The 20,877-nt window shown below is 63.4% G+C and carries 19 protein-coding genes; 5 read left to right on the top strand and 14 right to left on the bottom strand.

Annotated elements, in window-relative coordinates; translation table 11 throughout:
• Positions 1 to 49 precede the first annotated feature (49 nt).
• The gene (locus tag ABEA02_RS13160) at positions 50 to 814 is read right to left on the bottom strand and encodes an SDR family NAD(P)-dependent oxidoreductase (protein WP_345533460.1); all 765 of its coding nucleotides are present in this window, start codon (positions 812 to 814) and stop codon (positions 50 to 52) included.
• A gap of 308 nt (positions 815 to 1,122) precedes the next feature.
• Here ABEA02_RS13160 and ABEA02_RS13155 point away from each other — a divergent pair, with 308 nt between their 5' ends.
• The 3 genes from ABEA02_RS13155 to ABEA02_RS13145 all read left to right on the top strand — a co-directional run bounded on the left by ABEA02_RS13155 (position 1,123) and on the right by ABEA02_RS13145 (position 4,191).
• The gene (locus tag ABEA02_RS13155) at positions 1,123 to 2,037 is read left to right on the top strand and encodes a LysR family transcriptional regulator (RefSeq protein ID WP_345533459.1); all 915 of its coding nucleotides are present in this window, start codon (positions 1,123 to 1,125) and stop codon (positions 2,035 to 2,037) included.
• Between the two features lie 624 nt (positions 2,038 to 2,661).
• The gene (locus tag ABEA02_RS13150; protein WP_345533458.1) at positions 2,662 to 3,360 is read left to right on the top strand and encodes a hypothetical protein; all 699 of its coding nucleotides are present in this window, start codon (positions 2,662 to 2,664) and stop codon (positions 3,358 to 3,360) included.
• An 18-nt stretch (positions 3,361 to 3,378) separates the two neighbouring features.
• Positions 3,379 to 4,191, top strand: a complete 813-nt coding sequence (locus ABEA02_RS13145) for an abortive infection family protein (protein WP_345533457.1) — start codon at positions 3,379 to 3,381, stop codon at positions 4,189 to 4,191.
• 349 nt (positions 4,192 to 4,540) lie between these two features.
• Here the strand turns inward: ABEA02_RS13145 and ABEA02_RS13140 are convergent, their stop codons facing one another.
• From ABEA02_RS13140 to alc, 4 genes are all read right to left on the bottom strand, one after another.
• Entirely contained in the window at positions 4,541 to 4,765 is a 225-nt protein-coding gene (locus ABEA02_RS13140) for an SDR family oxidoreductase (RefSeq protein WP_345533641.1), read from the bottom strand.
• A gap of 491 nt (positions 4,766 to 5,256) precedes the next feature.
• On the bottom strand, positions 5,257 to 5,760 hold the full coding sequence (locus ABEA02_RS13135) for an ureidoglycolate lyase (protein WP_345533455.1): 504 nt from the start codon (positions 5,758 to 5,760) through the stop codon (positions 5,257 to 5,259).
• 108 nt (positions 5,761 to 5,868) lie between these two features.
• Positions 5,869 to 6,168, bottom strand: coding sequence for a GIY-YIG nuclease family protein (locus ABEA02_RS13130; protein ID WP_345533453.1), 300 nt, complete (start codon positions 6,166 to 6,168; stop codon positions 5,869 to 5,871).
• 99 nt (positions 6,169 to 6,267) lie between these two features.
• Positions 6,268 to 7,275 carry an allantoicase gene (alc, locus tag ABEA02_RS13125; RefSeq protein WP_345533452.1) on the bottom strand — a complete coding sequence of 336 codons (1,008 nt, stop codon included), beginning with the start codon at positions 7,273 to 7,275 and terminating at the stop codon, positions 6,268 to 6,270.
• Between the two features lie 182 nt (positions 7,276 to 7,457).
• Here alc and ABEA02_RS13120 point away from each other — a divergent pair, with 182 nt between their 5' ends.
• Positions 7,458 to 8,201, top strand: coding sequence for a hypothetical protein (locus ABEA02_RS13120; protein WP_345533451.1), 744 nt, complete (start codon positions 7,458 to 7,460; stop codon positions 8,199 to 8,201).
• Between the two features lie 53 nt (positions 8,202 to 8,254).
• Here ABEA02_RS13120 and ABEA02_RS13115 read toward each other — a convergent pair whose 3' ends face one another.
• The 4 genes from ABEA02_RS13115 to ABEA02_RS13100 form a co-directional block, all read right to left on the bottom strand.
• Complete coding sequence (locus ABEA02_RS13115; protein ID WP_345533449.1) at positions 8,255 to 10,393, bottom strand: glycosyl hydrolase family 28 protein; 2,139 nt, start codon at positions 10,391 to 10,393, stop codon at positions 8,255 to 8,257.
• A 180-nt stretch (positions 10,394 to 10,573) separates the two neighbouring features.
• Positions 10,574 to 11,335 carry an ABC transporter permease gene (locus tag ABEA02_RS13110; protein ID WP_345533447.1) on the bottom strand — a complete coding sequence of 254 codons (762 nt, stop codon included), beginning with the start codon at positions 11,333 to 11,335 and terminating at the stop codon, positions 10,574 to 10,576.
• Complete coding sequence (locus tag ABEA02_RS13105; protein ID WP_345533445.1) at positions 11,332 to 12,276, bottom strand: ABC transporter ATP-binding protein; 945 nt, start codon at positions 12,274 to 12,276, stop codon at positions 11,332 to 11,334. Before ABEA02_RS13105 ends, ABEA02_RS13110 begins: the two co-directional genes overlap by 4 nt.
• A 657-nt stretch (positions 12,277 to 12,933) precedes the next feature.
• A complete protein-coding gene (locus tag ABEA02_RS13100; protein WP_345533443.1) occupies positions 12,934 to 16,077 on the bottom strand; it encodes an EAL domain-containing protein in 3,144 nt (1,047 codons plus the stop codon).
• A 331-nt stretch (positions 16,078 to 16,408) separates the two neighbouring features.
• On the opposite strand from ABEA02_RS13100, the gene ABEA02_RS13095 reads away from it, so the two are divergent.
• Positions 16,409 to 17,113, top strand: a complete 705-nt coding sequence (locus tag ABEA02_RS13095) for an HNH endonuclease (RefSeq protein WP_345533441.1) — start codon at positions 16,409 to 16,411, stop codon at positions 17,111 to 17,113.
• Positions 17,114 to 17,407: 294 nt separating this feature from the next.
• Here the strand turns inward: ABEA02_RS13095 and ABEA02_RS13090 are convergent, their stop codons facing one another.
• The 5 genes from ABEA02_RS13090 to ABEA02_RS13070 form a co-directional block, all read right to left on the bottom strand.
• On the bottom strand, positions 17,408 to 17,959 hold the full coding sequence (locus ABEA02_RS13090) for a lipocalin family protein (protein WP_345533440.1): 552 nt from the start codon (positions 17,957 to 17,959) through the stop codon (positions 17,408 to 17,410).
• 254 nt (positions 17,960 to 18,213) lie between these two features.
• Positions 18,214 to 18,702, bottom strand: a complete 489-nt coding sequence (locus ABEA02_RS13085; protein ID WP_345533438.1) for a DUF6152 family protein — start codon at positions 18,700 to 18,702, stop codon at positions 18,214 to 18,216.
• Between the two features lie 29 nt (positions 18,703 to 18,731).
• Complete coding sequence (locus ABEA02_RS13080) at positions 18,732 to 19,187, bottom strand: DUF6644 family protein (protein ID WP_345533436.1); 456 nt, start codon at positions 19,185 to 19,187, stop codon at positions 18,732 to 18,734.
• 15 nt (positions 19,188 to 19,202) lie between these two features.
• Positions 19,203 to 19,778: a histidine phosphatase family protein gene (locus tag ABEA02_RS13075; RefSeq protein ID WP_345533435.1), complete on the bottom strand. Its 576-nt coding sequence runs from the start codon at positions 19,776 to 19,778 to the stop codon at positions 19,203 to 19,205.
• Positions 19,779 to 19,847: 69 nt separating this feature from the next.
• Positions 19,848 to 20,867: a metal-dependent hydrolase gene (locus ABEA02_RS13070; protein ID WP_345533434.1), complete on the bottom strand. Its 1,020-nt coding sequence runs from the start codon at positions 20,865 to 20,867 to the stop codon at positions 19,848 to 19,850.
• Positions 20,868 to 20,877 lie beyond the last annotated feature (10 nt).

Below are 20,877 nucleotides of genomic sequence, written 5' to 3'. Positions count from 1 at the left end.
GTCGTTCGATAAGTCACTGGGTTCCCGCCTTCGCGGGAACGACAGGATTTCAGAGGTGGATACCACCCGCCGCCTCAATGCGTTGCCCGTTCACCCAGCCCGTGCCCTCGCCAAGCAGCGAGGCGATGAGGCCACCGATGTCATCCGGCAAGCCGACGCGGCCCAGCGCAGTCTGCGAGGCAATCATCTCGTTGAGCGCCTTGTTGTCACGGATCGCACCACCACCGAAATCGGTCTCGATGCCACCCGGCGCCACCGTGTTCACCGCGATGCGACGCGGCGCCAGCTCCTTCGCCAGATAACGCGTCATCACCTCGATGCCGCCCTTCATCATCGCGTAGGCCGAGTAGTTCGGATACGAAAAGCGCGCCAGCCCGCTGGAGAGGTTGATGATGCGGCCACCATCCGCCATCAGCGGCAGCAGCTTCTGCGTGAGGAAGTACGGCCCCTTGAGGTGCACGCGCATCAGCTCGTCGAACTGCGCTTCAGTCGTTTCGGCAAAGCTGCCATACAGACCAACGCCCGCGTTGTTGACGAGAAAGTCGAAACGCTCACGCTGCCAGTGCCCGGCCAGCGCCGTCGCCACACCATCAGCAAACGCACCGAAGCTCGCACTCACGCCCACATCCAGTTGCAAGGCAAGCGCCCTGGCACCCAGCGCCACGACCTCGGCCACCACCGCATCGGCCTCGGCCTTCTGGCTGCGATAAGTGATGATCGAATCGACACCCTGGCGCGCCAGCTGCAGCGCCGCGCTGCGTCCAAGGCCACGGCTGCCGCCGGTGATAAGGGCAATCTTTGAAGAAGTGTTCATGTCTGGCTCCTGAGTCAGGTTGGGGGCTGCAGCAAGCCGGGCTTGTCTGCAAAGTGGAGCCAGCTTATTGTTCAGACCAAAGCAGATAAATCGCCAAACCTTGATTTGACTGTTCGCAGAATCCGAACAATCCACTTCGCTCGTCATTCCCGCGCAAGCCCTCATCCCTAGCCCTTCTCCCGCAGGGAGAAGGGGACAGAAGCCCTCTCCCTACGGGAGAGGGTTGGGTGAGGGAGGCTTTTTGACTCGGCTCGTTCGACGCCCCTTGCAACGCGCTCGCCCACGCCACACAGAAGCAGGAGCCCCCCATGGAACAACTCGACGCCATGCAGATCTTCGTCCGAGTCGCCGAACTCGCCAGCTTCACGCAGGCCGCCGACAGCCTGGGCCTGCCCAAGGCCAGCGTGTCAGGCGCCGTGCAAAACCTCGAAGCACGGCTAGGCACACGCCTGCTGCACCGGACCACGCGCCGCGTGCAACTCACGCAAGACGGCCAGGTCTTCTACGAACGCGCCAAGGACCTCATCGTCGACATGGACGAATTGCGCAACCTGTTCCGCCAGGACCAGGGCCAACTACGCGGCCGCCTGCGCGTCGACATGCCCCTGCGCGTCGCGCGCGACTTCGTCATCCGCCGCCTGCCGGAATTCCTCGCCGCACACCCCGAACTGGATGTCGAACTCTCCAGCACCGACCGCCGCGTCGACCTCGTGCGCGAAGGCTTCGACTGCGTGCTGCGCGTCGGCGCCCTCAGCGACTCCAGCCTCGTCGCCCGCCCCATCGGCCAGTACACGATGATGAATGTGGTCAGCCCCGACTACATCGCCACCTGGGGCACGCCGCACACGCTGGCCGACCTCGCACAGCACCGCCTCATCCACTACGTGCCCGTGCTCGGCGCGCGCTCGGGCGGCTTCGAATACACCGATGACGATGGCAAGACGCATCACCTCGCCATGGCCGGCGCACTGACGGTCAACAACTCCGACGCCTACCTCGCCGCCTGCCTGTCCGGCCTCGGCATCGCCCAGGTGCCCGAGGTCGGCCTCGACGGCCTGCTTGAAGGCGGCCACCTCGTGCCCGTGCTCCCGGCCCACCGCGCCCCCGCCATGCCCATCCACCTGCTCTACGCCAACCGCCGCCACCTGCCCCGCCGCGTGCAGGTCTTCATGGCTTGGCTCACGCAGATCATGGGGGAGAGCTTGTCGGGGGTGGTGGTGTAGGTCGTGCGGATTCCGATGTGCTTTAACAGGCGGCAATGCACGGCCTAAAGGCGGCGCAGCGAAGCATGCCCCCAGCCCTGAGCGGCGCGATCGTTCAACTCGTGATTTTCCCGTGACGCGCTCTGGCGTCGTAGCCATGCGGTTGTGCATCCAGCTGCCAAAAATTCAAACGCACTTCCCCGACGAAAGACACGGAACGACTCCTTCCACTTAAACACAGCCCCCTCTGCGCCCCCTTAACCCCCGGAGCACAGCGAGCACATTGGAGCACAGAGAACACAGCGAGCACGTTGAGCACCGTATCGCGCCGGGCAGTCCGCATGGGCACTCTCTTCAGGCCGTTCTGATGTTGGCAAGCGCGCAAACTTAGATTGTGAGTTGTTTGAAAATTGGTTAAGTATGAATACGTGTAACGGCATATACGACAACGTAGAACTGGGCTGCAGAATTGCAAGCCTTTGATTTTTATATACTTTGTGTCAAATTTCTCTAGCCCGAACGCACCGCTGTCTGAGAGCCTCCAAAACCCTCACCAGCCAGTCTCCAAACCTGAAAGGTGCGGAGCAACCGGACCCGGTAGATTCCGGTTGCTCTGGGCAGCTTCAAGATAGAAGAGAGTTGAACATGACCACGAAGAGCAAGGCCGCACCTTTGCAAACGACTGCGGCGGCGAAGGGGATGAAGAACATGACCACCGCAAAGCCAGCGCAGAATGCCCTCGTCAAGCAAACCGCACCCTCGAAAAAGGGCAACGTTCTAGTGACCGCATTAGAGGGCATCCTGAATGAGAAGCAAGCCCGTGCGCGGCGCAACGGAGCAACCGAGAGCAACTTAAAGATGCGCGCACATCTGTGGCCCGGGCTCGATGAAAAGCGTTTGTGGCTACGCACCGACAAAACGCGTAAGGGTTTCACCACGATGCCGCGGACTATGGCACTCATCGTCAACCTGATTGATGACATCTCCAAGCAGGTAACCAGCGGAAAGGCCGTGCCTGCGGGCAAGGCTTATCTGGTGCTGTGGTGCCGTGTATTCGACGAAGGCTTCGTCAAGATCGACAACGAGGCTGCGGCCGCTTTGGAAGCCGGTTACGCCGGGGAGCGCAACGTCACAACGTGGCGACAACATTTGGCGGTCCTGCGCGATCTGGGATTCATTGACTGTAAGAACGGGCCGGCAGGGCCTTATCAGTACATCCTGCTCTACAACCCTTATCAGGTGATCAAGAACTTGAACGCTAAGAATATGATCCAGCAGGGTGCATATACGGCACTTTTCCAACGCGCGATCGACGTACGCGCGACCGATCTCACAGAAGAATGACGATGCCCGGAGCCTGACATGTCAGATCTGACCTCCAGTGAAAAGCGCAAGCTCGAACGCCTGTTCGGCATGGGTAGCGGCTACGTCCTCGACTTTTCCAACCGTACGTTTGCTGAGTTCATCGAGGAAAGCGTGAGGCGTGACATCTATGACGCCCGGTACGAGCATGGGAGCGGATCCAAGGCGAACCGCCTACGTGGCTTCTGGAGCCTTGAGAGCAACCCGATAGTGGGAAAACTCATTGGAGATTTGATTGAGTACGGTAAGGATCTCAACGCTTTCAAGAACGATGGCAGTCTTCCCGACGAGTGCCTGAAGATCGTCGCACGCCTGAGACAAGCGAACCCCGTAGCCGATATCGACGCACTGAGTGCGACAGTTGACGAGCGTGACTTCGAGACCGTAGCTAACCATATCCGCGACATCATCGAAAAGAATGAGCCGGAAGCAGGTCTCGATCGCTTGCACACGTTCATCATCAAATTCGTGCGCACGCTGTGCGCAGAGCATGGCATCACAGTTGCCCGGGATAAGCCGCTGCACTCGAGGTTCGGTGAATACGTGAAGCGGCTGCGCGACTCCGGACAGCTCGAGTCTGAAATGACGGCACGTATCCTAAAGTCAGCAATCTCCGTATTGGAAGCTTTCAACGATGTGAGGAATAACCAGAGCCTCGCGCACGACAATCCGATCCTGAACTACGACGAGAGCCTCCTTATTTTCAATCACGTGGCGAGTTCAGTACGCTTCATCCAGACACTGGAAGATCGGCGCAAGCGTGCGATGCCTAATCCAGAACCAGTCATGACGAACGACGACATTCCCTTCTGATCGGATCTGTAACATGCGTCCGTTATTTTCTGTATCGGCAAAGGCTATCCGTAGGACTCTCAATCCGGCATTTCCAGATATCTCGTTTAAGCAAGGTCTCCCGTGGAAAGCCGTCAAACACAGTCCGCTTTGAGATCGCAAGCGGGCAGCTCTGGGGCAGAAGCGGTCATCAATTTTCTGAGTTACAACCGACCACTTTGGCTGAATAGCCTTTATCCACTACCGTTGCCTGAACAGGCCGCTCCATCGGCCTGATTGACGCCATTCAAGCCTCTGGTCATTTGTCACCGGTACCTGCATGGCACACACGGGACAGCGCATCCGCGTTGCCCCGTGATGCCCACCTCGCTCAAGCATCAAACCCGCCATCCACCTTGAGCCCTGCGCCCGTCACGTTGGCGGCATCGTCGCTGGCGAGGTAGGCCACCAGGCTGGCCACCTGTGCACCCGTGCCGTACTTGCCGGTGGCGGGGTAGCTGCGCATGGTTTCGGCGAAGGGGCCGGCGGCGGGGTTCATTTCGGTGTCGATCGGGCCGGGTTGCAGGTTGTTGACGGTGATGTGGCGTGCGCCCAGGTCATGTACCCGGGCGCACGCCCTGTCGCTACGGGGAGGTGGCGCATTGAGGGTCTGCTTCGCGAGCCGTCGACGACTGATGCCTTCGTGCAGGCGGTTGTTCGTGGATCAATGCATAGCGCGCTTTGCGGAGAGCGGGCTGGCGGGCAAGTTTTCGGCGCTTCAGGGGCGGCTGCAAAAGCACAGCGAACCACACGCGACGGGCCTGTCGGCGTCATTCCCGCGCAGGCGGGAATCCAGTAACTTTGACTCGGGTGGGAACGACGCTGGATTCCCGCTGAGCCCTCTCCCCCAACCCCCGCTCCGCGCCCCACGGATGGCAATGCATTGCCATCCGGCTGCGCAAGCGAGTTGCATGCAACTCGAAGCCCTTGCTTCGCCCCGCAAGCGGGCGAGGGGAGCGGGATGCAGCTACGCTGCTTGTAAAGCTGGCGGGAATGACGGAACGTTGGGGGTGACCGCAGGGGCTTTTCAATGAGACGCCCGTGCGTTCAGATGGCGGGAATGATGGCCACGGGGTCGAGCATCACTTCGTCGCAGTTGGGGCTGCTGCCGCTGCGGTCGACGACGAGGAAGTCACTCACTGCATGCAGGGCCAGCAGCGGATGGTGCCAGGTGCCGGCGGCGTAGTTCACGCCCTGCTCGGCCTTGGCGAGGAAGCAGCGCAGGTCGCCCGCCGTGGGCGCCTCGCCGGGCCTGGCCACCACCACGAGGTAGGGCAGGCCCGACATGGGCACGAAGGCCTGCGAACCGTGCGGGTGACGTTCCATCATGCTGATGGTGAAGGGCAGCGCGCGCGGCTGGCCGCGGAAGATGCTCATGATGAGGCGCCCGTCGTGCGCCTCCAGCTTTGCGAGGTCGTGAAAGCGCTCGGTGTTGCCCGCGTTGATGGGGAAGTGGCGCACGGCATCGCTGGCTTCGATGACGTCACCGAAGGGGGCGAAGGCTTCGTGGGTGAGGGGTTCGATGGTCAGGATATGTGCAGTAGGCGTCATCGCCAGCCCCAGTCTCGTCATTCCCGCGAAGGCGGGAATCCAGTGTCGTTACCGTACGCGCTCAAAGCCACTGGATTCCCGCCTTCGCGGGAATGACGGGGCTGCGCGTCAGTTTGCGGTGATGTCATGCCAGAGATCTTTCCAGTAAGGATTGGAAGTCTCGATCAGGTTCAGCTTCCACTTCCGGTTCCACTTCTTGATCTGCTTTTCGCGAAGGATTGCGGACTCCATCGTCTCGTGTTGCTCGAACCACACCAGATGATGCACAGCGTGTTGCTTGCTGAATCCCTCAATCACTTCATTCCGGTGTTGCCATACTCGCTTCACCAGATCGGACGTAACCCCCACATACAAAGTGCCGTTCCGCTCACTGGCGAGCAAATACACACAAGGCCTGATCTCACGCACACCCCACTCCGTCATTCCCGCGAAGGCGGGAATCCAGTGGCGTTTGCACAGTGACGTACAGTCGCTGGATTCCCGCCTTCGCGGGAATGACGGCTTGCATCACGCCCCCGCCACCTTGCCGAACAGGCGCAGGCGGCTCACGCCACCATCGGGGAAGATGTTGAAGCGCACGTGCGTCACCGGGCCCAGTGCGGCGAGCTTGTCGAAGCTGTGCACGGCGTCCATCGAGAGTTTCTGCTGCGGCAGCAGTTCCTGCCAGAACATGCTCTGCGTGATCAGCGATTGCTCGGTGCCGCCGCTCATGCGCGCGGCCTGCAGCGAGCAGGCGTCGGGGAAGTTGCCCTTGAAGTGCGCGGTGTCGACTTCGACGCGTTCGATGATGCCGGGCGCGGCCAGCGCGACGATGCACCAGTCATTGCCCGGCTCGCGGCGGCGACGCGTCTCCCAGCCGTCGCCCATGTTCACGCCACGCCCCGGCAGCAGCAGGGTGGAGGCGAGGCCGAAGTGTTCGTTGTTGGTGCCCACCACGTAGGCGCCGTTGATGGCGGCAGCGAGGTCCAGCTCGGCGCCGGCAATCGTCGCGTCGGAACTCGGGCGACCGTAGATGCGCAGGCGCGCGACGCCGCCATCGGGGTAGATGGAGAGACGCACGTGCGTCCAGGTCTCGTTGCTCGCCACGGTGTGGTAGTGGTGGCTGTTGCCCTTGAGCGAGACGGTGGGCAGCAGCGGCGTCCAGCGCACTTCGGCGCCGGGCACGTCGGCCGCGCTGTAACAGGCCTCCAGCGAGGCGCCCGGCGGGTAGTTGCCGGTGAAGTGGCGCGTGTCGATGTCGACGCCGAAGATGCGCCCGGGGCGCGCCAGCTTGACGACACACCAGTCGTTGCCCGGGCCGCGCTTGCGGCGCGTCTCCCAGCCATCCATCCATTTGCCGTGGTCGTCGTACTTGCCGACGATGAACACCGGCTCGACCGGGTCGAGCATGCGGCCCATGGGCGCAAAGAACTCATCACTCGCCGCAACGGCTGCCGCACCCAGGCGCGGGTCGGCGAGGTTGGTATAGCGACGGGTGAAATCGGGGGCATCCGGATCCAGGATCACGACGGCCATGGCAGTACTCCAGCAAGACGTATGCTGCAGCATAGCGCGACTGCCCGACGCCGGGAGTGATGACGACTATCCACGACCTGCGGCTTTGCAGAAATGGTCGGGATGAGCCAACCATGGCATCTGTTTGCGCGCTCTGGGCCACAATGGTCCATTGCTTTCCAGCCTCTGCCCCGGTCACGAACATGCTGCGCACCTTCCTCAAATTCGCTCTTGCCGGCAGCCTGGCCCTGCTGGTGGTCAGCCTGTGGCTCAGCGAAGCACTGCCCCCACCCGCCGAGCTGGACAGTGCCCTGCTGCGCGAACCGATCCAGCGCCTGGCGCAGGAGCGTGCGTTCGACACCACGGTTGGCGGCATCACCTACACCGTCAAACCCCTCTATCGCTACGAGATCACCGGCCTCGTCGTAAGCCGGCACGACGCCGGCAGCTGGCGCGACGTGCTGCACAAGGACTGGAACGACAAGCTCAACGTGGCCGATATCTGCGTCGTCTGGGGCCACAACGCGAACACCGGCATCTACCGCAACCTGAGCTTCTGGAACGGCCAGTTCACCTGCAACTGGGAGGCGCCCAGCATGGAGGCCTACGAAGGCTTCGACGAAACGGCCATCTCCAATAACCACCTGCTGACCGCCAACACGCATACCGCGCGCCGCATCCGCGAAGCCCGCGTCGGTGACCAGATCCGCATGACCGGCATGCTCGCCGAGTACAGCCACAACCACGGCTTTCCGTTCAAGCGCGGCACCAGCATCACCCGCAGCGACACGGGCAATGGCGCTTGCGAGACGATCTATGTCGAGGACTTCAGCATCCTGAAGACCGGCGGCGGCCCGTGGCGCAGCTTGCGCTGGGTGGCCGGCGTGCTGCTATTCCTCAGCCTGCTGGGCTGGTTCTTCCAGCCGCCCAGGTTCGACCACACCTGACAAACAAACGGGGCTGCCAAGGCAGCCCCGTTTGTTTGCCATGCCTCGCGCGCTCAGGGGGCTGGGGTCACGTTCGTGAAGGTCACGCCAGTCGAGTTGGTCACAGACCACATCGTCGCGCTGGAATTCGTGATCGTCACATTGCTGAAGCTGCTGTTCTTCAGCCTATCGATTGACGCTGCCTTCACGTACTTGAACTTCACCGTGTCGAAAGAGATGTTCTCGTGATACGACGCAGCGAAGGTCAGGCTGCTGTCCGATCCGTCATACGCATCGACCTGGATCATCTCGCCACCTGATGATGTGCTGGAGCCATCTACAGTCACGTTCTTGATCGTGATATCGCGGAACTGCGCTGCAGTGCTGGCATTCGTGAATACGTTGCTGCCCGCGGTGTAAGCCAGAGTGAAGATGAACGGATTGCCCTCGGTGTTGTTCGAGAAACTGCGCCCCCCAGCCGTCACCGTGTTCTTGGTGCCGACATTGCGCATTGCGTTGTCGCGGAAGACGACTCGGCGTGCGCCGCCGCCCGTGGCCGGCGTGCTCTTCATGCGCAAGCCATTGTCGGTGAGGAACATCACGTTGTCTTCGGCAAGGATGTCCTGGATCCAGCCGCCCGTATGACTGCCTGCCACCACGCCACCGTGGCCTTCGCGCATGTAGTTGTTGAAGATCCAGGCGTTCTGCTGCGCCGGTCCGCTGGCGTAGTCGGCACCCTGGCCTGCGGCGAAGTTGACGCAGTCATCGCCGCTGTCGACAAAGTTGTTGAACACGAAAGCGTTGTCACTGTTGCCAAACTCGACGCCGTCACCGTTGTTCACGTCAAAGCTCTGCGTGATGGTGTTGGCGAACACCATGTTCTCGCTCTCCAGGAACATGACGCCGTGGTAGGCCGGGTTGATCACCCGGAGCCCGCCCACATAGATGTTGCGCACGCCACGGAAGGTCGCGAGGCTGGAGCGACGGTTGCTGTAGTAGTTGCTGTGCGCCGTCGAACCAACCGTAGCACCCGTAGCCGCAAGCTGGTTCTTGGCCAGCAGACCCTTCGATGCCACATTGCTGGCGCTGCCACCTTCGAACTGCGGCAGAGCCTTGCCCAGCTCATCCGTCGCGTCACTGAGTCTGACCCAACCATTGCCATCCAGCGTGCCGGTGCCCACCACGCGGATGTTGGTGAAGGTGCCGCGAGCCTCGTCGTAACCATTGTGGTCGGTCAAGGCTGTCGAGCCGTTCATGCGCGCCGGGTTCAGTGCGTTGAGCAACGAGGGCGGGCGACGGTCATCCGTGCTGTTGGTGAAGTACTTGTAGAGCTGGTAGCCCTTCTCCAGCGGATAGTCCGCCGCAGCCGTAGACCCGCGCAACGTGGCGCCGTCGGCGATTTCCAGCGTCATGTTGCTCTTCAGGAACAGGGCGCCGGTCAGGAAGATCTTGCCCGTCGCGCTGTCAGCAGGGATCAGCACCTTGCAGCCGTATGCCGAGGTCGAGCTCGCCGAGCAGTTGTCGATGGCCTGCTGGATGATCGTCGTGTTGAGCGTGCTGCCGTCACCCTTGGCACCCAGCGTCGCAACGTTGTAGATGTTGGTGATGGTCGTTGCGGTCTTGTGCACCAGAGCCGCGCTGTCGGCCGATTCGTTGCCCGAGGCGTCGACCGAACGCACCGTGAAGGTATAGGAGGTGTTTGGCGACAGCCCGGTGACCTTGAAGTTGTGGAACGTCACCTTGGTGTGGAAGCCGGCCGTGTCGTCGGCGTAGAACTGGTCGATGTAAGGCTTCGCTGGCGAGTTCGTCGTGTTGTTGGCCGCAGCGCCGCCGAGCTTCACGCCGTTCATGTAGACGTTGTAGTCGGTGACCTTGCTGTAATCGGTCGGCTTCTTCCACACCAGCGCAACGCTGGTGTCGTCGTAGGCCAGGGGCGGCACCTGCAGATCTGTCGGCGCCGCAAGGCTGGTGCTGGTCGACGAAGAGGCGCTGCTGCTCACCGAGCTGGAGACACTGCTGGACGAAACTGAGGAAGAGGACGAGGTCGACGAAGCCGCTGCGCTGGACGCCACACTGCTGGCGGTGCTGCTCGATGAGCCCGCTGCGCCGCCCCCTGCACTTCCACCACCACCACCACCGCCTCCACCGCAAGCCGTCAGGGACAGGGCGAACAGAACCACTGCGGCATGAAGCCGCGTCAAACCGAAATGCACGTTTCTCTCCAGTCACCGGTCACTTGTTTCGACGTGGGTTTGTACCCATTCGACCGGCCGCCGAATTATGTGGACGCGACTCACGTCCGCCAAGCGTTTTTTTACCTGTTGCGCGAGGACCGTTTTTTTGCCGCCGTGCACAAAACCTGTGTTTTCCCGATCTCACGGGAAAAGTCGCTCTCAAGCCTTGATCTTGTAACCCGTACGGAACATCCAGCTCACCACGGCCAGCGAGCCCGTCAGGAATACCGCCGTCGCCAGCACGCTCAGCCAGATGCTCACGTCACCCATGCCATAAAAACTCCAGCGGAAGCCGCTGATGAGATAAACGACCGGGTTGAACAGCGAGACGCCCTGCCAGAACGGCGGGAGCATATCGATGGAGTAGAAACTGCCGCCCAGGAAGGTCAGCGGCGTCACCACCAGCAACGGCACCAGTTGCAACTTCTCGAAACCATCGGCCCAGATGCCGATGATGAAGCCCAGCAGGCTGAACGTGACCGAGGTGAGCACAAGGAACAACACCATCACCACCGGATGCTCGATGCGCAGCGGCACGAAGCACGCCGCTGTCGCGAGGATGATGCTGCCGAGGATGATGGACTTGCTGGCCGCCGCGCCGACGTAGCTCATGACGATCTCCAGCGGCGACACGGGTGCCGACAGCAACTCGTAGATCGTGCCCGAGAAGCGCGGGAAGTAGATGCCGAACGAGGCGTTCGAAATGCTTTGCGTCAGCAGCGACAGCATGATCAGCCCCGGCACGATGAAGGCGCCGTAGCTCACGCCCGCCACCTCGGGGATGCGCGAGCCGATGGCCGAGCCGAACACCACGAAGTACAGCGAGGTCGACAGCACCGGCGAGATGATGCTCTGCATCAGCGTGCGGCGCGTGCGCGCCATTTCGAAACCATAGATGGCACGGATGGCTTGCCAGTTCATGCCGACACCTCCGCACCACGACGCTCTTCGAGCAGGCCCACGAAAATGTCCTCCAGCGAACTCTGCGCCGTCTGCAGGTCGCTGAAGGCAATGCCCGCCTCACCCAGCGCCTGCAGCAGGGCTGCGATGTGGCCGCCCTGCTGGCTGGCCTCGTAGTGGTACACCAGCTCCATGCCGTCAGCAGACAAGGTCAGGTTCCAGCCGGCCAGTGCCGCCGGCAGCGCATCCAGCTTCTGCGCCAGATGCAGGTTCATCTGCTTCTTGCCCAGCTTGCGCATCAGCTCGGCCTTGTCTTCGACGAGGATGATCTCGCCCTTGCGGATCACGCCAATGCGATCAGCCATCTCTTCGGCCTCTTCGATGTAGTGCGTGGTCAGGATGATGGTCGTGCCGCCCTGCTGCAGGCGGCGCACCAGCGCCCACATGTCCTGCCGCAACTGCACGTCCACGCCCGCCGTCGGTTCGTCGAGGAACAGCAGTTCCGGCTCGTGCGACAAGGCCTTGGCAATCAGCAGACGGCGCTTCATGCCGCCCGACAGGGTCATGATGCGGCTGTCCTTCTTCTCCCACAGCGACAGCTCGCGCAGGATCTGTTCGATGTACGCCGGCCTGGGCGCCTTGCCGAACAGGCCGCGCGAAAACGATACCGAGTTCCACACCGTTTCGAACGAATCCGTCGTCAGCTCCTGCGGCACCAGGCCAATCAGCTGCCGCGCCGCACGGTAGTCGCGCACGATGTCGTGCCCGCCCACCAGCACCTGCCCTGCGCCGGGCCTCACAATGCCGCAGATGGTGCTGATCAGCGTCGTCTTGCCCGCCCCGTTGGGGCCCAGCAGGGCGAAGATCTCGCCGCTCCGGATGTCGAGATTGATGTTGCTCAGGGCCTGATGGCCCGAGTCATAGGTCTTTGACAGACCTTTCACGGAAAGGATGTTCTGCATGATGGATTGCACGATGGGGGCGAGCTACCTTAACGCAATTGGATGACGGCGTCTGCTGACATGCCCGCCCTGAGCCGCTCGCCGGGCCAGCAACCAAGAGAGTCATCGCGCCCTGTGCAAACCGGCCGGCAATCGCCTACAACAGAAGTGCAGGCACCCCTGCGAAATTTCAAGGAAAGCTTATCGGCCTACCCATAACCGCGAAGAGACCCTGACCAACCCGGCTGGACCGGGCGCCGGTGGTGGATCCACCGACACGAGACGCCGCATCACCATGTTGATGCGGCGTTTCATTTTCTGGCCAGCTTGAACCGCCACCTCTCCCATGGCACCCATGGCGCCCGTCGCGGCCGGTTGAAACCGGCCCCACCAACCCGGCACGGCTCCCCTCCGAAGGTGCGGATTCATCCGCACACCCCCACCCCGCAACCCGCCCCATCATCCGCCATGCACCCGTGATGGCCGGTCAAAACCGACCCTGCCAACCCGGCACGCCCCCCTTCGTAGGAGCGGATTCATCCGCACAACCCCACGCCGCAAACCGCCCCATCATCCGCCATGCACCCGTGATGGCCGGTCAAAACCAGCCCTGCCAACCCGGCACGCCCCCCTTCGTAGGTGCGGATTCATCCGCACAACCCCACGCCGCAAACCGCCCTACCTCCGCCGCCGACGCTCCACGACCGGGCTGACGTGCTGCATGTAATGCCTGAACTCCTCCAGCGGCAACGGGCGGCTGAAGCAATAGCCCTGCAACTCGTCACAGCCCAGCGCGGTAAGCGCCTGCGCGGCGCCGAGACTCTCCACCCCCTCTGCCACCACACCCAGCGCAAGCGTGTGGCCAAGGCCGATGACGGCGCTGACGATGGCCGCATCGGCACTGTCGTCCATCATGCCCATCACGAAGGATTGATCGACCTTGAGCCTGTCGACCGGGAAGCGCTTCAGATACGCCAGACTGGAGTAGCCCGTGCCGAAGTCGTCGATGGCAATGCTGACGCCCAGCTCCTTCAGGGCTGCCAGCTGCTCCTGCGCCGTATCCGGATTGTCCATGAGGTGTGACTCGGTCAGTTCCAGCTCCAGCTGCTCGGGCGGCAGGCCGGTCTCGTGCAGCACCTGACTCAGCTCGTCGACCAACGCCGGGTTGGCAAGCTGCGCCACCGACAGATTGACCGACAGCGTGAGGCCACGGCAGACACCCTGCTTCTCCAGGGCCACCCAGGTCGTGCAGGCCTGACGCAGCACCCAGTCGCCAATGGCATGGATGAACCCAGCCTCCTCAGCCAGCGGAATGAACACACCCGGCGGCACATAACCCAGCTCCGCATTGTTCCAGCGCAGCAGCGCCTCCGCTCCCACCACCTGCCGGGTACGCGCATGCAGGCGCGGCTGGAAGTGCAGGCTGAACTCCCCTGCGCTCAGTGCCTGCCGCAACTGCACTTCCATCAACTGCCGCGACAGCACGCGCTGGTCAGTCTCTTTCGAGAAGAAGCGCACCATGTCGCGCCCTGCCGACTTGGCTTCGTACATCGCCGCATCCGCCCGCCGCATCAGCGAATCCGGATCGCGCGCATCCTCGGGGAACATCGCCACACCCACACTGCACGACACCGTCAGCGCATGCCCCTCGACCATCGTCGTCTGGCGCACCGAGGGAATCAACCGCTGCGTAATGAGGTTGTGCAGCTCCTCCAGATCGGTGACGTAACGCAGGATCAGTACGAACTCGTCACCCCCCAGGCGACTCACCGTGTCCTCACTGCGCACCGACTGCAGCAACCGCCGCGCCACCACGCGCAGCAAACCGTCGCCCACGTGGTGACCCAGCGTGTCATTGATCAGCTTGAAGCGATCCAGATCGACGAACAGCAGCGCCACCTTCTCACCCGTCACCTCGGCCTGCGCCAGCGCCGCCACCAGACGCTGCTGGCACAGCATGCGATTGGGCAGCTCGGTCAGCACATCATGCTGGGCAAGGAAGCGGATGCGGTCCTCATGCGCCTTGCGGTCGGTGATGTCGATCGAGATCGCGATGTAGTTCACCACCTCGCCCGTCGTCGCCTCCTTGTGCACCGCCGACACCATCAACCAGGCCGGGAAGGTGCTGCCATTCACCCGGCGGATGTGCACCTCGCCCTGCCACGACTCCTTGCTCTGCAGCTCGGCCCAGTTCATCGCCTCGGGCGAATCCAGCACGGTCGACATGTCCGCACCAACCACCTCGTAGAAGCCGTGCCCCGTGCTGCGGCAGAAGGCGTTGTTGACGCTGATGATCTTGCGCGACTCGTCCATGATGATGATCGACTCGCTCGACGCCTCGAACACCTTGGCCCACAGCTCCAGCCGCTGCTCCATCACCTTCAGCTTGTTGATCGGCGTGAAGGCCGTCAGCACCGCATCGCGCCCCTGGAACACCAGCCGCCGCGCAGACAGCACCGCCCAGGCCGGCGTGTCAGTGCCATGCCAACGCACCTCGAACTCATCCACCGCGCCATGATCCGCCAGCCGCTGGAAGAAGCGACTGCGCACGCCCGCCTCCAGCCCCTTGCGCCACGGGTCACTTGTCTGACCCGCCAACCACGGCTGCGCCGGCTGGTTGGCGTGCAACACCTCGTGGTCCGGGATCGACGTCACCACCATCGGAATCGGCAAGGCCGCCACCAGCTCGCGTTGCGCCTCTGCCGCCCCTGCGCGCGCCGCCAGCTCCTGCTGCGACTGCCTGTCCTTGTCGAGCTGCGCCAGCATCTCGTTGAACGCGGTCACCAACTGCCCGATCTCGTCGCGCGCATCCCAACGCGCCCGGTGGCTGTAGTCCGCCGTACTGCGTACCGCATCCGCCACCCGAGCCAGACTCTGCAGGGGCCGCGCAATCTGGCTCGCCACCAGATACACCAGACTCAGAATGCCCGCCAGCAGCGCCAGCGCCGTGCCAAGGTGCAACCACATACGGCTGAACAGACTATCGACGCGCAGATCCAGCAAGGTCCGCAGCTCCGCGATGCCCGTCTTCCACGTCCCGCCCAGCGTGCCCAGCACCTGCCGGTACGAAGCCTCCAGCCCCGCCGCATCAAAACGCTCATGCGACACCAGCGCCGCCAGATGCACCTCCTGCGTGTACGCCCGCACATCGCGCAGCAGATTCTGCCGCCCCTGCTCCAGCGCCGCCTTGAGCGCCGGCGACGCCGCCAGCCAGGTCTGCGCGTAATCCGCCTCCACCGCCTGCAGGTTCGCATCCAGCCGGCCCGATAAAGCCAGAATCTTCGCCGCCCTGTCCTCGCTCGACGCCAGCGCACGCGACTTGTGCAACAGAAAGTCCCGGCTCTCGTACAGCGTCTGCAGCAGCTCCGGGAAGCGCAGCAGCGTCAGCGACATCACGTAGTAACTATCCAGATCCGGATCGAGAATCAGGTTCGACTGATTGCTCACCGTCGTCAGCAACTCCCGCCCCTGCCGCAACAGCCGCGCATCCCCCGCCCCGTCACGCGGCCCCTGCAACAGCGGCCGCAAAGCCTCCGCCTGCGGCCCCGTCTGCAAAGCCTCGTCGAACTGCTCGCGCGCCGCATCAAACGACGCCAGCGCCGTCGGCGCCGCATTGCCGAACGCATCCATCAGGTTCTGCCGCACAGACTCCGCGTAGATCGTCCCCGAGATCTCCTTGCGCGCGAAGTCGATGGCCAGATACTTCTCGTGAATCAGGATCCCCGAGATGTAGATGACCGCCGTCAGATCCAGCAGATAAATGAGCGTCAGCTTGCGCCCGACACTCAGACGCCCCAACCACAGTGAAATTCTCGAAGGCATGCCACTAAACCTGAACCGGTGAGCTCGATTCTACGGTTGTAGAACGGGAGTTTTGCAGGGCGGGGAGGCGGAATAGAGGGTATACGCAGCAGCGCAGCATAATTCGACAGGTGTGTGCATAAGAGCACATCAAAATGCCCTCGCCGCAGGTATGGCAGCACCCGAAACCAACCTGAACCCAAGATTCGGGCAAGTCCAAAAATGCACGCACGTGAGTTTCCCTTTCTCGGCTTCACAGGCCCACCCACTCGCGGCATGATGCGAATTGGCCCCAGCCGCGTTGCTTAGCGGCATGCGATGAAAATGGCATTTCACGACAAGGTGTTCAGCGATGACTTTTGAAGATTGGATGCGCCACAGAGGCCTATCCGCTCGGTCAGCCCAAAGCTACGTAGGCGCCATCAAAGGCACGCTCTCCAAGTGGGCTATCGACAATGCGTTGATCGCCGGCCCGCTCACCTCACTGACCAGCCCAGACGCCTTCAAAGCAATCGACGCCAAGATCCGACAATTGCCCGAGTTTCAAGAACACGACATACGTGGCAATGGCATGTATGGCGCGGCCCTGCGCAAGTTCGCGGAGTATCTGTCCGAAGGCTTCAGCAATGACCTCGCGGACGACATTGACGCGATCGTGGAAAGCACCGACGTCGGCGAGACGGAGAAGAGCGAACTCGTTAAATCACGAATCGGTCAGGGCAAGTTTCGGCAGCGACTTCTGTCGCACTGGGACGGCTGCGCCGTCACGGGCGTGAGCGATCCCCAACTACTCGTCGCCTCGCACATCAAGCCTTGGCGCTTCGCCAGCCACACTGAACGCCTAGACCCCTACAACGGTCTGCTGCTCATCCCCAATCTCGACAAAGTATTCGACCGAGGACTAGTGACTTTCGAGCCGCACGGCCCCATCAAAATCTCTCCGTTGCTGAGCCACGCAAACGAGCTAGGCATCGCCCCGACGATGCGCGTTACCCTGTCAGAACGACATGCGCCCTACATGGACTTTCATCGTAAGGTGGTGTTTAAGGCGAGGTAAGGACTTCCGACTAGTTCGGTCGATCCTAGTGCGTAGGCTGGGTTAGCCGCAAGCGTAGCCCCCACTCGCCATCAGCATGGATGGCTTTCTTGTTCGTATTCCGAAGATGCGTCTTCCGGTTGGCCACTGGCGTGGTCGGGCGGTGGGTTACGCCGCAAAAACGCGGCTAACCCACCCTACGAAAAACGCGTCGTGTTCCGAGTATCCGGGATAGTCGCAGAGGGTGAATGCCGCGAGTGGTCGGCCAATCGCTTCACGCAAAGTAGGGCCACATGCCTTGCGCGCGCCGCCGCGTCAGTCAGCCCCCTGCAGCGTCCGCCTGAGCGGCTCCAGCGCAAAGCCCTGCTCGACCGCCTTGGCGGTGATGGCGGCGTAGGTGGCGTCGTCCATCTGCGGGCTGCGCGAGAGGATCCAGAGGTAGTCACGCCCCGGGCCGCCGACGAGAGCCCAGCGGTAGTCGGGGTCGAGGGCGATGACCCAGTAGTCGCCTTCGAAGGGCCAGAAGAAGCTGACCTTGAGCTTGCCGGGGGCGACGACGCGCGCGCGGCCTTCGGCTTCTTTCCATGTGCCGTCCAGCGTCTCCTTGCGGCAGCGGTTGAGCACGCGCAGCTTGCTGTCGGGGCGCAGGCTGTAGTCGGCACGGGTGGCCACACAATCGCGCTGGAAGCGTTGGGGGTAGGACGCAATCTCGTACCAGGTGCCGAGGTAGCGGTTGAGGTCCAACGTGGTGACGGTGGCGGGCGGCTCGGCGGCGTGCGCTGCGGGCAGGCCGCTGAGCGCGAGACTGCAGAAGAGGGCTGCGGCGAGACGCCGGCGTGTGGCGGTGATGTGCGTGTGAAGGGTCATGGCGAAGGATGGTGAGAATACGCGTAAGGCGATGCAGATCAGGCAGGTGGTAGGGCAGCGAGGGGGCGGAAAGGTTCGACGATTTGAGCCAGGGCCCGGCAGGCGGGTAGTGCGGATCGCTCAGGCAATCTGGCGCGAGGAGACGAGGGCTTTTGGCCCCTCGCCCTGCGGGAGAGGGGGTGGGGTGAGGGCCGCCTTTGTCTTGCCTTGACTGCACTATCGGCTGGCAGGGCTCTGCCGGCCCCGATGGGTTGTCAGGCTGGGGAAGAGCGCAACGGCGTGACGACCTCGCCACGAATGAGGAATTCGACGCGCAGGATGGCTTCGCCCTTCTCGCCGGCGAAGGTGTAGCCGACGAGTTCGAGCATGTCGCCCTCGCTGATCTCGGCGACGCTCCAGGCTTGCAGGCGCGTGAGGGGCGAGAGTTCGATGGTCCAGCGGGCGTCGCTGCGCGTGGGTACGACGGCTTTGGCAAAGATGGCCGGCGCGTCGACCGTGGCGGATTGTCTGGGGGCCAGGCGGCTCTTGAGGCTGGCGGGCACGGCGAGCGGTTTGCTCACGTCGAGCACCAGCTCGGCGTGCGGGTTCTGCCAGCGCACGCGTGTCGCCTTGCCAGCGAGGTAGAGGGGGCGCGTTTCGTCAAAGCTGCTCCAGCCGTGATGCGCCCACAGCGGCTGGCTGAGGAACATGGAGGGCGCGGCGGCGATGGCGGGCAGGCTGAGCACGAACTGTCGGCGTTGCATGGTGGACTCCTTTCTCTGTGGCGGGTGACTCAGGCGTAGGCAATCCAGCGACCGCAGGCGATCACGGCCATCCAGATCAGCAGCGAGGCGGCGGCCTGCACTCGGGTCAGCCAGTGCGTCGCATCCAGCGGGCCGCGGCTGTGCAGCCAAGCGGCGTTGCAGCCGGCAATCATGATCAGCAGCAGCTTGAGGGAGAACGCGCTGTTGGCGATGAGTTCGGTGGCGCGCGCGAAGAACAGGCACAGGCCGGTGAGCGCGGCCAGGGCGAAGCCGGCAAGGGTCCATGGCAGCACGGCGCGCGCCAGCGCAGCAACATCCATGCGGCGGATGATGCCGAGAAGGCTCAGTTCGACAATCAACAGGCTGCCGAACAGGGTGGCGATGCCGAGGATGTGCGCAGTCTCCAGCACGGGGTAGGCAAGGCTGTTGCGCAGCCAGACGGCGAGCGGGTGGTGCGCCAGCGCCAGTATCGGGTCGGGTGACATGTCCGGGCTCATCAATCAGGCGGGCCAATGCGGGCCAATGCGGCCCAGTACGCGCACGCCGCCCTGGCCATCAGGCTTCAACACGACGGCCTCGCCCATGGCGAGGAATTCGCCGGTCAGCGCGGTCACGTTGACCTGATGGCTGACCCACACGGTCACGCCACCTGCCGGGATGCGCTGCAGGGCCTCACGCAGCGCGGCCGTTTGCGCAAGTTCGCGGCCATCGGTCTCGGCAAAGAAGGAGTTGAGCGCAGGCAGCTGCTTCACCGGCAGCGCAGGAAAAGCCAGCGTGGCGGTGTCGACGCAGCGGCACCAGGCACTGCTGAACACGGCCGTGGGTTGCACCCCGAGTCGCGTCAGCCAGGCACCGATTGCCCGGGCCTGCGCGCGCCCCTCCGCCGAGAGCTGGCGCTGGGTGCTGCAGTCATCAAGGCGAAAGCCGGGCGGGTCGCCCGTGCCGGGCTCGGTGATGGCGTGGCGGATCATCAGCACCACGCCCCCTTCACGCAAGGCGTGCTCGGGGCTGGCCGCCATGGCGTGGCCCGCGAGCAACAGGCACACGGTGACACATCGTTTGATCAGGCTGCGCATCGCCGGGCTCCACTCCGCACACCCTGCACAGACGTTGCGCCGTGCCGGGGAGTTCCCGCCCCGCGCGCCCTATCGTGTGCCGGGAGGCGGCACATCGTGCCCGGCAACGCGCTGCGTCAGCCATTGCCAGGCCTCGCCCACGTCGCCGCGTGAGCCGACAGCACGCGGCAACTGGTTGCGCAGGCTGCCGTCGGCCGCGCGCTCGGCCACCGTGAAGCTGAACACGTAATAGGGCTCCTGCCCCATGCGCAGGTCAGTGATGCCAATCACCCCGGCCTGCTCGTCGAAGCGCACGAAGTCGCTGGCGAAGGCCTGCAGACGACGCGCCGGGTTGTCGGCCGGTAGCGCGTTGGCGAGAGCCGAGCCGGTGTCATACCGCCGGAAGCGGATCGGTCCCGGCGCATCGAAGAGCGAGTAAAAGCCCTCGAAGTAATGCGTGTCGTTCTGCGCCACCACGCGCCACAGCACGGTATTGAGTGGCGCTGGCGTGACCAGCAGGCGCAGCGCGCTGCCCTGGGCCTCCGCCGGCAATGCTGCAAGGGCGAGGCTGCGCACATGCGCCTGCACACCCAGCCCCCAGGCAAGGTAGGCCGTCGAGACGGCGATGCCCACCGCATTCCAGCGCAGCCCGCTACCAGCGCCACGCCACAGCGCGGCCACGACGCCCACGCACAGCGGCAGGGTGTACAGCGGGTCGATGATGAACACGCTGCCAGTGCCGTAAGCATGGTCGGTGAAGGGCAGCAGCAGGCGCGTGCCGTACACCGTGCAGGCGTCGAGCAGGGGATGGGTAATCAGGGCCAGCCAGATGGCGAGGCCCCAGCGCTGCAGCGGCGCCTGTCGGCCATGGATGCGCCACACCAGCCAGGCCAGCGCGGGGGCCAGCAGGCTGAGGTAGATCAGCGAATGGCTGAAGCCGCGATGACCCACCATGTTGGCAAGCGGGTCGCCGTAGTCGATGAACACATCGAGGTCCGGCAGGGTACCCGCCACGCCGCCCCACAAGGCAGCCTTCCACACTGCCGTGCGGCGCCCCATGACGGCCACGCCGAGCGAGGCGCCCAGCGCCAGTTGCGAGAGCGAGTCCATGACCCGAAGC

It is taken from the genome of Viridibacterium curvum, from assembly GCF_039544165.1.
Taxonomy (GTDB): domain Bacteria; phylum Pseudomonadota; class Gammaproteobacteria; order Burkholderiales; family Rhodocyclaceae; genus Viridibacterium; species Viridibacterium curvum.
Note: the sequence above shows the minus strand (reverse complement) of the source record. Positions and strands in the feature narration are given on the sequence as shown.

Excerpts from the sequence above, each read along its gene's own strand:
- ABEA02_RS13160 (WP_345533460.1), bottom strand. The coding sequence starts at position 814 with ATGAACACTTCTTCAAAGATTGCCCTTATCACCGGCGGCAGCCGTGGC.
- ABEA02_RS13155 (WP_345533459.1), top strand. The coding sequence starts at position 1,123 with ATGGAACAACTCGACGCCATGCAGATCTTCGTCCGAGTCGCCGAACTC.
- ABEA02_RS13150 (WP_345533458.1), top strand. The coding sequence starts at position 2,662 with ATGACCACGAAGAGCAAGGCCGCACCTTTGCAAACGACTGCGGCGGCG.
- ABEA02_RS13145 (WP_345533457.1), top strand. The coding sequence starts at position 3,379 with ATGTCAGATCTGACCTCCAGTGAAAAGCGCAAGCTCGAACGCCTGTTC.
- ABEA02_RS13135 (WP_345533455.1), bottom strand. The coding sequence starts at position 5,760 with ATGACGCCTACTGCACATATCCTGACCATCGAACCCCTCACCCACGAA.
- alc (WP_345533452.1), bottom strand. The coding sequence starts at position 7,275 with ATGGCCGTCGTGATCCTGGATCCGGATGCCCCCGATTTCACCCGTCGC.
- ABEA02_RS13120 (WP_345533451.1), top strand. The coding sequence starts at position 7,458 with ATGCTGCGCACCTTCCTCAAATTCGCTCTTGCCGGCAGCCTGGCCCTG.
- ABEA02_RS13110 (WP_345533447.1), bottom strand. The coding sequence starts at position 11,335 with ATGAACTGGCAAGCCATCCGTGCCATCTATGGTTTCGAAATGGCGCGC.
- ABEA02_RS13105 (WP_345533445.1), bottom strand. The coding sequence starts at position 12,276 with ATGCAGAACATCCTTTCCGTGAAAGGTCTGTCAAAGACCTATGACTCG.
- ABEA02_RS13100 (WP_345533443.1), bottom strand. The coding sequence starts at position 16,077 with ATGCCTTCGAGAATTTCACTGTGGTTGGGGCGTCTGAGTGTCGGGCGC.
- ABEA02_RS13095 (WP_345533441.1), top strand. The coding sequence starts at position 16,409 with ATGACTTTTGAAGATTGGATGCGCCACAGAGGCCTATCCGCTCGGTCA.
- ABEA02_RS13090 (WP_345533440.1), bottom strand. The coding sequence starts at position 17,959 with ATGACCCTTCACACGCACATCACCGCCACACGCCGGCGTCTCGCCGCA.
- ABEA02_RS13085 (WP_345533438.1), bottom strand. The coding sequence starts at position 18,702 with ATGCAACGCCGACAGTTCGTGCTCAGCCTGCCCGCCATCGCCGCCGCG.
- ABEA02_RS13080 (WP_345533436.1), bottom strand. The coding sequence starts at position 19,187 with ATGTCACCCGACCCGATACTGGCGCTGGCGCACCACCCGCTCGCCGTC.
- ABEA02_RS13075 (WP_345533435.1), bottom strand. The coding sequence starts at position 19,778 with ATGCGCAGCCTGATCAAACGATGTGTCACCGTGTGCCTGTTGCTCGCG.
- ABEA02_RS13070 (WP_345533434.1), bottom strand. The coding sequence starts at position 20,867 with ATGGACTCGCTCTCGCAACTGGCGCTGGGCGCCTCGCTCGGCGTGGCC.